The organism is Mesorhizobium sp. M8A.F.Ca.ET.207.01.1.1, from assembly GCF_004794715.1.
Lineage (GTDB): Bacteria > Pseudomonadota > Alphaproteobacteria > Rhizobiales > Rhizobiaceae > Mesorhizobium.
This window is the reverse complement of the sequence record NZ_SRUS01000003.1, coordinates 539,519-551,844: the sequence shown is the minus strand read 5'-3', so window position 1 is coordinate 551,844 and position 12,326 is coordinate 539,519. Positions and strand designations below refer to the sequence as shown.

General features: G+C 63.4%; 13 protein-coding genes and 1 riboswitch. Of the genes, 10 read left to right on the top strand and 3 right to left on the bottom strand.

Annotated elements, in window-relative coordinates:
* The first annotated feature begins 2 nt into the window (after nt 1-2).
* Together EN850_RS11440 and ugpC are read left to right on the top strand one after the other, a co-directional pair.
* Nucleotides 3-1,667 (top strand): alpha-glucosidase, encoded by a 1,665-nt coding sequence (locus EN850_RS11440; RefSeq protein WP_136091265.1) that lies wholly within the window; start codon nt 3-5, stop codon nt 1,665-1,667.
* 29 nt (nt 1,668-1,696) lie between these two features.
* Complete coding sequence (gene ugpC / locus EN850_RS11435; protein ID WP_136091264.1) at nt 1,697-2,809, top strand: sn-glycerol-3-phosphate ABC transporter ATP-binding protein UgpC; 1,113 nt, start codon at nt 1,697-1,699, stop codon at nt 2,807-2,809.
* A gap of 79 nt (nt 2,810-2,888) precedes the next feature.
* Here ugpC and EN850_RS11430 read toward each other — a convergent pair whose 3' ends face one another.
* The 3 genes from EN850_RS11430 to EN850_RS11420 all read right to left on the bottom strand — a co-directional run bounded on the left by EN850_RS11430 (nt 2,889) and on the right by EN850_RS11420 (nt 3,682).
* A complete protein-coding gene (locus tag EN850_RS11430) occupies nt 2,889-3,137 on the bottom strand; it encodes a DUF680 domain-containing protein (RefSeq protein WP_127275667.1) in 249 nt (82 codons plus the stop codon).
* A 64-nt stretch (nt 3,138-3,201) separates the two neighbouring features.
* A complete protein-coding gene (locus EN850_RS11425) occupies nt 3,202-3,408 on the bottom strand; it encodes a DUF680 domain-containing protein (protein WP_127275666.1) in 207 nt (68 codons plus the stop codon).
* Between the two features lie 73 nt (nt 3,409-3,481).
* Nucleotides 3,482-3,682 carry a DUF680 domain-containing protein gene (locus EN850_RS11420; protein WP_127275665.1) on the bottom strand — a complete coding sequence of 67 codons (201 nt, stop codon included), beginning with the start codon at nt 3,680-3,682 and terminating at the stop codon, nt 3,482-3,484.
* Between the two features lie 494 nt (nt 3,683-4,176).
* A riboswitch (cobalamin riboswitch) is annotated at nt 4,177-4,379 on the top strand.
* A gap of 114 nt (nt 4,380-4,493) precedes the next feature.
* On the opposite strand from EN850_RS11420, the gene EN850_RS11415 reads away from it, so the two are divergent.
* The 8 genes from EN850_RS11415 to EN850_RS11380 all read left to right on the top strand — a co-directional run bounded on the left by EN850_RS11415 (nt 4,494) and on the right by EN850_RS11380 (nt 12,288).
* A complete protein-coding gene (locus EN850_RS11415) occupies nt 4,494-5,741 on the top strand; it encodes an aromatic ring-hydroxylating dioxygenase subunit alpha (protein ID WP_127873346.1) in 1,248 nt (415 codons plus the stop codon).
* A 77-nt stretch (nt 5,742-5,818) separates the two neighbouring features.
* A complete protein-coding gene (locus EN850_RS11410) occupies nt 5,819-6,919 on the top strand; it encodes a hybrid-cluster NAD(P)-dependent oxidoreductase (RefSeq protein WP_136091263.1) in 1,101 nt (366 codons plus the stop codon).
* A 139-nt stretch (nt 6,920-7,058) separates the two neighbouring features.
* Nucleotides 7,059-7,490, top strand: a complete 432-nt coding sequence (locus EN850_RS11405; RefSeq protein ID WP_127275662.1) for a PqqD family protein — start codon at nt 7,059-7,061, stop codon at nt 7,488-7,490.
* Nucleotides 7,491-7,523: 33 nt separating this feature from the next.
* Nucleotides 7,524-8,570, top strand: coding sequence for a serine kinase (locus EN850_RS11400; RefSeq protein WP_136091262.1), 1,047 nt, complete (start codon nt 7,524-7,526; stop codon nt 8,568-8,570).
* Complete coding sequence (locus EN850_RS11395) at nt 8,567-9,319, top strand: glycosyltransferase family A protein (RefSeq protein WP_189521925.1); 753 nt, start codon at nt 8,567-8,569, stop codon at nt 9,317-9,319. The genes EN850_RS11400 and EN850_RS11395 overlap by 4 nt, the downstream gene beginning before the upstream one ends.
* A gap of 55 nt (nt 9,320-9,374) precedes the next feature.
* The gene (locus EN850_RS11390; protein ID WP_136091261.1) at nt 9,375-10,127 is read left to right on the top strand and encodes a glycosyltransferase; all 753 of its coding nucleotides are present in this window, start codon (nt 9,375-9,377) and stop codon (nt 10,125-10,127) included.
* Nucleotides 10,127-10,804 carry a glycosyltransferase family A protein gene (locus EN850_RS11385; protein ID WP_127873341.1) on the top strand — a complete coding sequence of 226 codons (678 nt, stop codon included), beginning with the start codon at nt 10,127-10,129 and terminating at the stop codon, nt 10,802-10,804. Before EN850_RS11390 ends, EN850_RS11385 begins: the two co-directional genes overlap by 1 nt.
* A complete protein-coding gene (locus EN850_RS11380; RefSeq protein ID WP_189591050.1) occupies nt 10,804-12,288 on the top strand; it encodes a nucleotidyltransferase family protein in 1,485 nt (494 codons plus the stop codon). Before EN850_RS11385 ends, EN850_RS11380 begins: the two co-directional genes overlap by 1 nt.
* Nucleotides 12,289-12,326: the final 38 nt, after the last annotated feature.

Sequence of the window (12,326 nt, the reverse complement as noted above, 5' to 3'; positions counted from 1 at the left end):
CAATGCAATCGGCTTTGAAGGCGACTTCGAAACCAGACCCCGCCATCGACCGCGACTGGTGGCGGGGCGCGGTGATCTATCAGATCTATCCACGCAGCTTTCAGGACTCCAATGGCGACGGCATCGGCGACCTCAAAGGCATCATCGGCAGGCTGCCCTACATTGCCGCCCTTGGCGCGGATGCCATCTGGATCTCGCCTTTCTTCAAATCGCCGATGAAGGATTTCGGCTACGACGTCTCGGATTATTGCGACGTCGACCCGATGTTCGGCACGCTGGCGGATTTCGACGCACTGACGGCGGAGGCGCACCGGCTGGGCCTCAAGGTGATGATCGACGAGGTGCTGTCGCATACCGCCGACATCCATCCCTGGTTCAAGGAAAGCCGCTCGAGTCGCGTCAATCCGAAAGCCGACTGGTATGTCTGGGCGGACGCAAGGCCCGACGGCACGCCGCCCAACAACTGGCTGTCGATCTTCGGCGGCTCGGCCTGGCAATGGGACACCAGCCGCCAGCAATACTACCTGCACAATTTCCTGGCCGAGCAGCCCGACCTCAACTTCCACAACGCGGAAGTCCAGGACGCGCTGCTCGACGTCACCCGCTTCTGGCTGGAGCGCGGCGTCGACGGCTTCCGCCTCGACACCATCAATTTCTACTTCCACAGCCAGGGGCTGGAAAACAACCCGCCGCTGCCACCGGAAGAGCGCAACGACCAGACCGCACCGGCGGTCAATCCCTACAACTACCAGGATCATATCTACGACAAGAGCCGGCCGGAGAACCTCGCCTTCCTCGAGCGTTTCCGGGCGCTGCTCGACGAGTATCCGGCGACCGCCGCGGTCGGCGAAGTCGGCGATTCGCAGCGCGGGCTGGACGTGGTCGCCGCCTATACAGCGGGCGGCAAGCGCGTGCATATGTGCTATTCCTTCGACTTCCTGGCGCCGGAAAAGATCAGCGCAGCCAAGGTCCGCTCGGTGCTGGAAGCCTTTGGCGAGGTGGCCAGCGACGGCTGGTCGTGCTGGGCGTTTTCCAACCATGACGTGATGCGCCCGGCCTCGCGCTGGGCCGCCGGCGAAACCGACCCGACCGCTTATCTCAAGGTTATCTCGGCATTGCTGATGTCGCTGCGCGGCTCGGTCTGCATCTACCAGGGCGAAGAACTCGGGCTCGGCGAGGCCGACCTGCGCTTCGAGGACCTGCAGGACCCCTACGGCATCCGCTTCTGGCCGGAATTCAAGGGCCGCGACGGCTGCCGCACACCCATGGTGTGGGACGGCAATGCCAGCAATGGCGGCTTCTCCCAGGCAAAGCCCTGGCTGCCGGTGCCGGTCAAGCACCTGTCACAGGCGGTCAACGTGCAGCAAGGTGACGAAACCTCGCTGCTTGAGCATTACCGGCGCTTTCTCGCCTTCCGCCGCGCCCATCCGGCATTGGCCAAGGGCGACATCAGCTTCATCGAAAGCCAGGGCGACACCGTCGCCTTCACCCGCCGGGCGGGCAATGAGGAGATCGTCTGCGTCTTCAATCTGGGCGCTGCGCCAGCGAAGGTTGACCTCGGCAACCGAACCCTGCAACCTTTGGCGGGACACGGATTTTCCGGGCAGGCAAGCACCGGTACGGTCGAACTCGGCGGTTACGGCGTCTGGTTCGGGCGCATAGGCTGAACATCTGAGGAACCACTGGGAGGAAATCAATGGCCGATGTCAATTTGAGACAAGTGAAGAAGTCCTACGGCAATCTCAACATTCTCCACGGCATCGACCTCGACATCAAATCGGGCGAATTCATCGTCTTCGTCGGCCCGTCGGGCTGCGGCAAGTCGACCTTGCTGCGCTCGATCGCCGGGCTTGAGGAAATCACCTCGGGCGAACTCAAGATCGACGGCCAGGTGGTCAACGACGTGCCGCCATCGAAGCGCGGCATCGCCATGGTGTTCCAGTCCTACGCGCTCTATCCGCACATGACAGTCTACGACAACATGGCCTTCTCGATGAAGATCGGCAAGGAAAGCAAGGCCGAGATCGACAAGCGGGTGCGGCAGGCCGCCGAAATCCTGCAGCTGACCAAATATCTCGACCGCCTGCCCAAGGCGATGTCGGGCGGCCAGCGTCAGCGTGTCGCCATCGGCCGCGCCATCGTGCGCAATCCAAAAGTGTTCCTGTTCGACGAACCGCTGTCGAACCTTGACGCGGCACTGCGCGTCGCCACGCGTATCGAGATCGCCAAGCTCAAGGAATCGATGCCCAACACGACCATGATCTATGTCACCCACGACCAGGTCGAGGCGATGACGCTGGCCGACCGCATCGTGGTGCTGAAGGATGGCCACATCGAGCAGGTCGGCACCCCCATGGAGCTCTACAAGAACCCCGGCAACCTATTCGTCGCCCAGTTCATCGGCTCGCCGGCCATGAACATCCTGCCGGCCACGGTCGACAAGACGGGCAACCCGACCATCATCAGCCATGTCGGCGGCCGCAAGGCGACGGTGCCGATCGCGACGCCTGCTTCGGCAAAGGGAGCGGCGGTCAGCTTCGGCGTGCGGCCGGAAGATCTCGCGATCGCCAGTGGTGCGGACTATCTGTTCGAGGGGACGGTCGATTATGTCGAGCAGCTCGGCGAGGTTCAGTTGGTCTATATCGACATCGGCCGTGCCGACCTGCCGCTGGTGACCAAGCTGCCGGGCAATGTCGAGGTCAAGCGCGGCTCGACGCTGCAGTTGACCGCCAATGCCGGCGACCTTCATATCTTCGATGCGGATGGACGGTCGTTCGCGCTGCACGAAGCGGAAGCAAAAGCCGCCTGAGGCCAGCCATGTCTCGACAACGCAAAAAGAGAGCGGCGGGCAGGCCCGTCGCTCTCTTTTTATACATCACGACGGCTGGTTAGTTGTTGCCGAAGAGATTGCGGTCTGCGCCGTGAGGGGCGGACTTCTGCACGTCGCCGGACGAGTTGAGCAGCTTGTAGATTGGTGAGTCGCTGTTGCGGACCGAACCCGTATGCGACGTATCGACATTGACGGTCGACGATGCAGTGGGCTGATTGGCGCCATTGGAGCCATAGTTGTCACTGCCGGCGAAAGCGCTGCCGGAGAGGGCCAGAACGGCGGCGGCAGCAATGAGGATCTTGTTCATTTCCAATACTCCTGATGTCTTGAATTCCACGAGTGGCGAGCGAGCCCGCCACTCGCAACAGGCGTCAACGGCCGAAGAGGTTGCGATCGCTACCCGGCCGGGCAGGCGCCTCGGTGGCCGGAGCCGACTTGCCGATCGACGCGGTGTTCGCGTTGTCGGTCGACGTGACAGCCGCCTGGTTGGCGCCGCTCGAACCGTAGTTGTCGCTGCCGGCAAAGGCGCTGCCGGAGAGGGCCAGGACGGCGGCGGCGGCAATGAGGATCTTGTTCATTTTAGGTACTCCTGAATTTGTGGCATCCACCCCGCGCGGCAGGGTCGCCCCGCCGCAAGCCGGGGATCGGCTGTTAGTTGTTGCCGAAGAGATTGTGGTCGGCGCCCTGGGCAGGCGTCTGAGCAGCCGGCTCCGACTTGCTGGTCGAAGCGGTGTACGAGCTGTCGACAGTGGCAGCGGGGGTGGCGGCGTTCGAACCGTAATGGTCGCTACCAGCGAAGGCGCTGCCGGAAATGGCCAGAAGGGCGGCGGCAGTGAGAACAATCTTTTTCATTTTGGGTACTCCAGTATTTTTCCGTCCGTCTAGCGGCGTGTCTTGGGATTAAAATCGCGTCGTTCGGACCGCCCCGATGTGGGAGAGCACCTCTGCTGTTTCCAATCACGAAGTTGTTCAGCGTGGACCATGACTCTACCACTTGAAATTGTACCAATGATTTCCACATCTGTTATTTTCTGTCGTTATATCAATCAGTTAGCTAAAAATGACACCCCGATCACCAACTGTATCGGAGGCTCGGCGTTCACACCGTCCTGCACGCACCGTCAACAGAAACGAACCGTTCGGTTCGATTTTAGAATCTGCTAATAGTCACTTTTCGAAACTGTTAACCTTTTCGCCCCCGGCAAAGGGGTCGAAAAACGGTGCCGGCGCGCCTGGCGACAGAAGGCGATTTGATGATGCGACCCCTGTCACGACGTTCCAGCATGCGTGTCGCGCCGCATGGATGCGATGTCGCTTTTCATGCCGATGTCGCAAACCCTGCCGTGATTAGATCAGGCATCTCAGGTGCCGCTGCGTGACGACGGAGCGGAGAATTGGGAAGCCGGTCAGATTCCGGCGCTGCCCCCGCAACGGTGGTGGAGTTCAAGTCGCAACGGGAGACCACTGGGCGTAAGCCTGGGAAGGTGTCGCGATGGTCCGTAAGGACGACTCCAGAGCCCGGAAACCAGCCCGAGATGGCTAGAACTCGACTGATCGCGGTGGGCGGTCAAGAGGCGGATGGTGTTTGTCCGGCTTTGCGCCGATCTGCGTCCAGTCCTTCCTCAATCACCACCAGTTCAGTCCTTGAAAATGAGGACAGGACATGGACGCGCGCAACGACATGCTGAGGCTCTTGAACAGCCGCAGACAAGGCTTTTCGCTGGAACAGCCTTTTTACACCGACCCGGACTACTTCAAGCTCGACATGGAGCTGATCTGGTATCGCGACTGGCTGTTCATCGGCCACGATTGCGAATTGCCCAAGCCGGGCAGCTTCATCACCGTGCAGATCGGCGACTATCCTATCGTGCTGGTGCGCGATCAGCAGGGCAAGATCAACGCCTTCCACAATTCCTGCCGCCATCGCGGCAGCCGCGTCTGCAACAGCGACAAGGGCATGGCCGCCAAACTGGTCTGTCCCTATCACCAGTGGACCTATGAGCTGGACGGGCGCCTGCTGTTCGCCCGCCAGATGGCCGAGGGGTTCGACAAGAGCCAGTTCGGGCTGAAGCCGGTCGCCTGCGAAAGCGTCGCCGGCTATGTCTTCATCTGCCTGGCCAAGGAGCCGGCCGACTTCGCGCCGATGCGGGCGATGATCGAGCCCTATCTCAAGCCGCACCGGCTGAGCGAGGCCAAGATCGCCTTCGAGAGCACGATCATCGAGAAGGGCAATTGGAAGCTGGTCTGGGAAAACAACCGCGAATGCTATCATTGCGCGGGCAATCATCCCGAACTGTGCAAGACCTTCCCGGAAGCACCGACCGTGACCGGCGTGCAAGGCGCCGACAGCGATCCGGAGATGCTGGCGCACTGGGCGAAGTGCGAAGCTGTTGGCCTGCCCAGCAAATTCCGCATCGACCCGGCCGGGCAATACCGCGCCACCCGCGCGCCGCTGCTGCGCGACGCCCAGAGCTACACGATGACCGGCAAGCGGGCGGTGAGGAAGGACCTGTCCGACAGCGTTTCGGCCGACCGCATCGGCACGCTGATGCACTATCACTACCCGACGACCTGGAACCACATCCTCGTTGATCATGCCGTCACCTTCCGCGTGCTGCCGGTCAGCGCCACCGAAACGGCAGTGACGACGAAGTGGTTGGTGCACAAGGACGCGGTCGAGGGTGTCGACTACGATCTCGCCGAACTCACCCATGTCTGGACCGAGACCAACGACCAGGACCGCCGCATCGTCGAGGAGAACGCTTTCGGTATCCTGTCGCCGGCCTATGAACCCGGCCCGTATTCGGAGCTGCATGAAGGCGGCGTCATCCAGTTCGTCGACTGGTATGCCCGCTTCATCGGTCCGCGCCTGGCCGAAGGCGGGCGGCCGGCGCTGCGCAGCGTCGCCTAGCGCATGTCACCCAAAAGTGTGCAGCGGTTTTGGGATCACGACATCCGCAAAATGAAAGGTATGCAGGGATGAATGCGATGACCGACCTTGGCCTCTATCGCCATCTCGACCAGATGGCGCCCTGGAACGACAGGCTGCAGGTGCTGGAAGTGACCGGTGTCAGCGACGAGGCGCCCGACGTCAAGACCTTCACCTTCCGGTCCGACAACCAGACCTGGTTCCGCTACAAGCCGGGCCAGTTCGTGACGCTGGAACTGCCGACGCCGGATGGGCCGCTGATGCGCACCTACACGCTGTCGTCGTCGCCGTCGCGGCCGTTCTCGATCGCGGTGACGGTGAAGGCGCAGGCGGGCAGCATCGGCACACGCTGGATGTTCGATCACCTGGCGCCCGGCTCGCACGTCAAGGCCTATGGACCGGGCGGCGACTTTTCACTGCACAGCCATCCGGCGGCGAAATATCTGTTCGTCTCGGCCGGCTCCGGCGTGACGCCGATGATGTCGATGCTGCGCTGGCTGAACGACTGTGCGCCATGGACCGATGTCGGTTTCGTCAACTGCGCGCGGCGCCCGGAAGAAATCATCTTCCGCAAGGAACTCGAACTGCTCGGTGGCCACATGCCTGGCCTGTCGCTCGGCTTCATGATCGAGGAGCGGTCGAGCCGCGAGGGCTGGTACGGCCATATGGGCCGCATCGACGCCATCCGGCTGCCGCTCCTGGCACCCGATTTCCGCGAACGCGAAATCTTCTGCTGTGGGCCCGATCCCTTCATGCGCGCCGTGCGCGGCATGCTCGAAGCCGCCGGCTTCGACATGGCAAAATACCATCAGGAAAGCTTTGCCGCGCCGGCCGTGGACGAAGTCCCGGCACCGTTTGCCGCGCCGGCTGAAGACGGCGCGGCAATTTCCGTCGAAGCCGCGACGCCGATCCGCTTCGCGCTTTCGGATGTCGACGCCGACTGCGTCGCCGGCCAGACCGTGCTGCAGACCGCGCGCGCCTCGGGCGTGCGAATACCGGCGGCCTGCGAATTCGGCCTGTGCGGAACCTGCAAGGTGAAGAAAGTCTCCGGCAGCGTCGAGATGAGCCACAATGGCGGCATCCTCGATCATGAGATCGACGACGGCTTCATCCTGGCCTGTTGTTCCAAGCCATTGTCGGCGCTGGAAATCGAGGCTTGATCCGCCCGTCCTTCGACTGATCCCGGAAATGTCGGCGCCTTGCCGGCAAGGTTACCTTGCCAAGGAACGACCGAAAGTCTACAGGCGTTGTCGGTGGAAGCGGTCCTGCTGGCGGGCAGGGATGTAAAGCGGGGCAACAATGAAGCATGAATCCCATGCCTATGCGGTTGCGAGCCGGGATATCGTTTTCGAATCCTTCGATGGCGAGGCCGTGGTGCTCAACCTTGCCAATGGCAAATATTTCGGCTTCTCCGATTCCGGCAGCAAGGCGTGGCAGGTGCTTTCGTCCGGAGCGGACGCCCAGGCTCTGATCGGGCTGGCCGCGGGCGGCTCGACAATAAGCCAGGCCGAACTCGAACACTTCATATCGCAGCTGCTCGAACTGGGTTTGCTGGTGCGTTCGGAAGCGGCGGCGCAGCCACTGCCGGGCGAATTGCAAGCCGAGCTTGCCGCCACCAGCGAGCCGCTCAATGTCAGCATCCACGACGACCTCGCGGACTTGATCGTCGTTGATCCCATCCATGAGGTCGAGGAACCCCTTGGCTGGCCGGCGGTCAAGCAGGCTTCCTGATCGGCCGGCCGCAGCCGTGATGGAAGGCGCTTGATGCCGCGCGTCACGCTCGAAACCCTGCCGGACTACGCCCGGTATCTCATCGCCGCCGCTGAAGGCGCTGCCTCGCGCTATCCGACCATACGGCGGGTTCGGCTGCCCGGGCTGGAACTGGCCGTGCATCTGGGTCACGGTGTGCTCGCCGACGCCCTGAGCCATGCATTTGTCGAGGCCGCTCACGATCAGGAACCGTCCACCTGCCGCATCTTCATCGCTCATCCCGGCATCGACGGCATCCCGGAGCCGGCGCGATGGGGCGACGCGCATTTCACCGAGCACGGCTTTGCCAAACGGCTCGCCGAAGCGGGGTTACGCGGCCACTATTTCCACGATCTAGATTTCTGGCAGATCTACGATCCGCAACGTTGCGTTGGCGTACAGCTGATGGCCTCGGCCGATGCCTTTCCGCCTTGGGAGCCGGGGGCACCGGTGCGCGCCTTCCTGCATTGGGAATATGCCGCACGCGGCATGCGGCTGACCCATGCCGGCACGCTCGGCATCGATGGCAAGGGTATCCTCCTTGCCGGCTCGGGTGGAGCCGGGAAATCCGGCACCGTCGCCGCCGGCCTGCTCAACGGACTAGACAGTGTCGGCGACGACTATGTGCTGATCGATCTCGCCGGAGGCGTGACCGCGCGGCCCCTTTTCTCGACCTTGAAGCAGGACGCGCAAGGTTTCACGCGGCTGGGCCTGCAAAAGCGGCTAACGGCGCAAGGCCCGCTGAACTGGCAGGGCAAGCACATGTTTCACGTCGATGACATCGCGCCCAGGCCGGTGCCCGCGATGCTGGACATCGTTGCGCTGATGGTGCCACATATTAGCGGTGGCGGAGCAAGTTCGATCATGCCGGTGTCGCGCAGGGATGCCATGATTGCCTTGGCGCCGTCCGGCATCGCACAGATGCCGGGCGAACGCGAAAGCGGCTTTCGCTTCTTCAGCGAATTGACGCGCCGCCTGCCGTGCTTTCGTTTGTCCCTCGGCACCGACCCGGCGGAGATCGCCGGCACGATCGAGGACGTCCTGACACGAGGCGCCCGGTGAAGCTCAGCGTGATCATGCCTGTGTACAATCGCGAGCGCTACGTCGTCCCGGCGCTGCGCTCGTTGATCAGGCAGCGCGCTGACGCCGACTTCGACATCATCGTCATCGACGATGGCTCCACGGACGCCTCGGTGGAGGCCGTACGGTCGACGATGCGCGAGGCGCCCTGCATCCGCCTGTTTCTGCAACCCAATATGGGTGTCGCGAGGGCGCGCAATGCCGGGCTGAGACAGTTGCCGCCGGATGCCGGATTTGTGTCGTTCCTCGATTCCGACGACATCTCGCTTGCCGGGCGCTTCAAGGCGGATCTGGCTTGCTACGAGGCCGACCCGGGCCTTGACCTGACCTACTCCCTGATGACCCTGGCCGAGCAGATAGACGATGACACGATGGAGCCGGTAGCGGGCAGCCGCACTGTAACGCTGCGCGGCATTTCAATGAGCACCGGACTGTTCAGCCGGGCGCTTGTCGATCGCATAGGCTGTTTCGACGAGGAATTCGACCAGTGCGAGGACACTGACTATCTGCTGCGTATCTTCGAAACGGGTCCGAATTACCGTCTTCTGGAGACCGTCGCGATCTACTACAGGCGCCACGCCGGCAATATCACCCGGAAGCGCGAGGCCCGGCTCCGCGACCACATGCGGGCGATCCACAAATTGATCCGGCGACGCCGGGCGAACCCGTCCCTGCGTGAGATTCCAGGCATTTTCGAGCTCAAGAGCACGCCCGACTGGCGGGTGTTTTGATGCGGGATATCTCGCGATCAAAACGGGTGGTGCAGCAGCGGCCGCGAGGCCGAGGATGAGGCTGAGCGTGATCATGCCGGTCTACAATCGCGAGGCCTATGTCGGCGCCGCGCTGCGCTCGCTGCTCAGGCAAGCCGACGCCGCCGATCTCGACATCATCGTCATCGACGACGGTTCGACCGACGGCTCGGTCGAGGCCGTGCGCGCGATGATGGATGATCATTCCTGCATCCGGCTGTTCCGGCAAGAAAACATGGGGGTGACCCGAGCGCGCAACAGCGGGCTCAGGCAGCTCAAGCCCGAGGCGGACCTGGTGTCGTTCCTCGATTCGGACGACATCTCGCCAGCGGGGCGCTTCGGAGCCGATGTCGAGCTTTTCCGGAAGAATCCCGATCTCGACCTGACCTATTCGAGGATGATGCTGGTCGACAAAATCGATGATGGGACCTTGGAGCCCATGGCGGACAGCAACAGCATCACGGTTCGCGGCATTCACCTGTCGGCGGCGATCTTCGCGCGCCGCCTCGTCGCGCGGATAGGCGATTTCGACGAGGATTTCGTCCAGGCCGAAGATACCGACTACCTGCTGCGCGGTTTTGAGATCGGCCCCAGATACGTGCTTCCCGACACGGTCGCGCTCTATTACAGACGGCATGCGGGCAACATGACGAGGCAAGAGGACGTCCAGTCGCGGGAATTCCTGCGCGCTATCTACAAATCCATGAAGCGGCGCAAGGCCGACCCGTCGCTGCGGCCGATCGAAGGGATCTTCGAGCTCGACAAACTGTCAGATTGGCGTGCCCTGTGATGGACGGATACGGCGTCGTCATACCGGCCTTCAACGCCAGCGGCACCATCGCCGAGACGCTGCGATCGGTTGCGGCGCAGACGGTGCGGCCGGAGCTGGTGGTGATCGTCGACGACGGATCAACCGACGATCTCGCCGCGGCGATGGGCGGAACGGACCTGCCGCTGCAATTGCTGCGCCAGGCAAATGCCGGACCGGGCAGCGCCACGACCAGAGGCATCGCCGCGCTGACGACGCCGTTCATCGCGACGCTCGACGCCGACGACCTTTGGCTGCCGACCAAGATCGAGGATCAGCTTGCATATCTGCGAGGATTGCCCGGCACATCGGGCGTCTTCTGCCATTTGCGAAACTTCCGCAATGACCGGCCCGATGCACCCGAGGACGCGGTCGTGCCCGGCTGGTCGCGGACCACGATGCTAATCCGGCGCGAGGTCGCCGAGACCGTCGGGCCGGTTGTCGATCCGCCGGGCGGTCGCGGCGAAATGATCGACTGGATCGCGCGGGCACGCGAGGCGGGCCTTGCCTTCGACATGATGGAAGAGGTGCTGGCGCTGCGCCGCATCAGGCCCGGCAGCCTGTCGTACGGACGCGATGCGACGCGCGACCGCGGCTATCTCGAAGTGGCGCGGCTGGCCATGTTGCGACGGGTCCGAAACAAGACCGGCGCGGACTGATGGCGCGCATCCGCCGCATCAGCCGCCGTTTCCCGGACTATGGCTGGCCCTGGCCGACGGGCGGGCTCGACCAGTTGCTCAAGGCCGCGCTTCTTGCCGACGACGACGCGGCCGCCGGTTGCGCGATGGAGTGGCTGAGCGCCAACGACATCGATCTCGTCTCCTTCAGGGAGCATCGGCTGCTTGCCGCCATCTGCGACCGGTTCGGCCGGAAATTGGCCGGCCATTCCGCCTATCCACGTCTTGTCGGCCTGCAAAAGATGCTGTGGACCAAGTCGCGCATGGCGATGCGCGAGGCCGAACCGGCGCTGCAGGCGATGACGGACGCGGGATGCCTGGTGATGCTGATCAAGGGTGCCAGCCGCATTGCCTTGGACGCGTCGGCGCAGCGAGGCAGGGTGGCGCACGACATCGACATATTGGTGCGGCCGCAGGACATGCGAACGGCGTTCGACGTGCTGCGCGACCGCGACTGGCAGATCGCCACCGGTGTGAGCCCGCAATATCTGAGGACAAGACTGGCGTCGTTGCGGTCGATGAACTTCTTCAAGGGCAATTATGGCGACATCGACCTGCACCAGCTTGCCTATGACGGTTCCCAGCAGAGCGACGAGGACGACCAGGCGATCTGGCGGCGGGCGGCGGCGGCCGAATTCAGTGGTGTCGGCGTGCTGGTGCCGTCGCCGGCGGACCGCATCGCGCTGGCCATCGCGCATGGCGGGCTCGACGCCCACACCCACAGCGATTGGCTGGTCGATTGCGCGGTAGCCATTCGCGTCGGCGACGTCAACTGGGACGTGTTCCTCGACGTTGTCGCCAGGCGTGGCGTTGCCGTTGCCGCAACGGTGGCGCTCTCCTACCTCGCGCTCGAAATAGGCGTGGCGGCGCCGGACAGGGTGCTGGCGCGCCTGCTTGAGATGGCCGACCGTACAGGCCTTTCGCGCTGGTCGGCCATGCTGCAAGCCAAGCCACGGACCGACTTCGGCAGGCTGGTCTGGTTGTCGCGCGGCTTTGCCAAGCAGTTGCGTCTGCGACGCAAGAGCGGCCGGCTTCGGCAGGAGCCGCCCGCCAGGGCATGGCGCGGAAAAGCATGGCGCGACGGGCCGGCCCGCCGCGAGCAGCCGGAAGCACCGTCGCCCCTGGTGTTCTCGCAGACCATACCTTGCCCGCCGACGGCAGGGGAGATGATGCTGGACATCACGGTCAGGATCAGCGTTCCGCCGGTCCGGCGCCGTATCGAAATGGAGATCAACCGGGATGACGACCACGTCGCGCGTCTGCGTGCGATGGCCATCAGCCGGTCCGGTGGGGAAAGGGTGCTGCGCTTTCGCGGCAAGGTTACAGTCGACGGCCGGCAGCATGCCCTGACGCTGGAGGCGCGGCCGTCGCGGCAATTCCGCCAATGGGATGACCAGGCGACGGTCGCCGCCTATGGCGCATTGCCTTTCCATCTGGTCTCGGCGACCTTTTCGCCGCTGCGCTGAGATATCGGAGTTCACCCGCCAGGGTCGCGATGGCGGCA

Excerpts from the sequence above, each read along its gene's own strand:
- EN850_RS11440 (WP_136091265.1), top strand. The coding sequence starts at position 3 with ATGCAATCGGCTTTGAAGGCGACTTCGAAACCAGACCCCGCCATCGAC.
- ugpC (WP_136091264.1), top strand. The coding sequence starts at position 1,697 with ATGGCCGATGTCAATTTGAGACAAGTGAAGAAGTCCTACGGCAATCTC.
- EN850_RS11430 (WP_127275667.1), bottom strand. The coding sequence starts at position 3,137 with ATGAACAAGATCCTCATTGCTGCCGCCGCCGTTCTGGCCCTCTCCGGC.
- EN850_RS11425 (WP_127275666.1), bottom strand. The coding sequence starts at position 3,408 with ATGAACAAGATCCTCATTGCCGCCGCCGCCGTCCTGGCCCTCTCCGGC.
- EN850_RS11420 (WP_127275665.1), bottom strand. The coding sequence starts at position 3,682 with ATGAAAAAGATTGTTCTCACTGCCGCCGCCCTTCTGGCCATTTCCGGC.
- EN850_RS11415 (WP_127873346.1), top strand. The coding sequence starts at position 4,494 with ATGGACGCGCGCAACGACATGCTGAGGCTCTTGAACAGCCGCAGACAA.
- EN850_RS11410 (WP_136091263.1), top strand. The coding sequence starts at position 5,819 with ATGACCGACCTTGGCCTCTATCGCCATCTCGACCAGATGGCGCCCTGG.
- EN850_RS11405 (WP_127275662.1), top strand. The coding sequence starts at position 7,059 with ATGAAGCATGAATCCCATGCCTATGCGGTTGCGAGCCGGGATATCGTT.
- EN850_RS11400 (WP_136091262.1), top strand. The coding sequence starts at position 7,524 with ATGCCGCGCGTCACGCTCGAAACCCTGCCGGACTACGCCCGGTATCTC.
- EN850_RS11390 (WP_136091261.1), top strand. The coding sequence starts at position 9,375 with ATGAGGCTGAGCGTGATCATGCCGGTCTACAATCGCGAGGCCTATGTC.
- EN850_RS11385 (WP_127873341.1), top strand. The coding sequence starts at position 10,127 with ATGGACGGATACGGCGTCGTCATACCGGCCTTCAACGCCAGCGGCACC.
- EN850_RS11380 (WP_189591050.1), top strand. The coding sequence starts at position 10,804 with ATGGCGCGCATCCGCCGCATCAGCCGCCGTTTCCCGGACTATGGCTGG.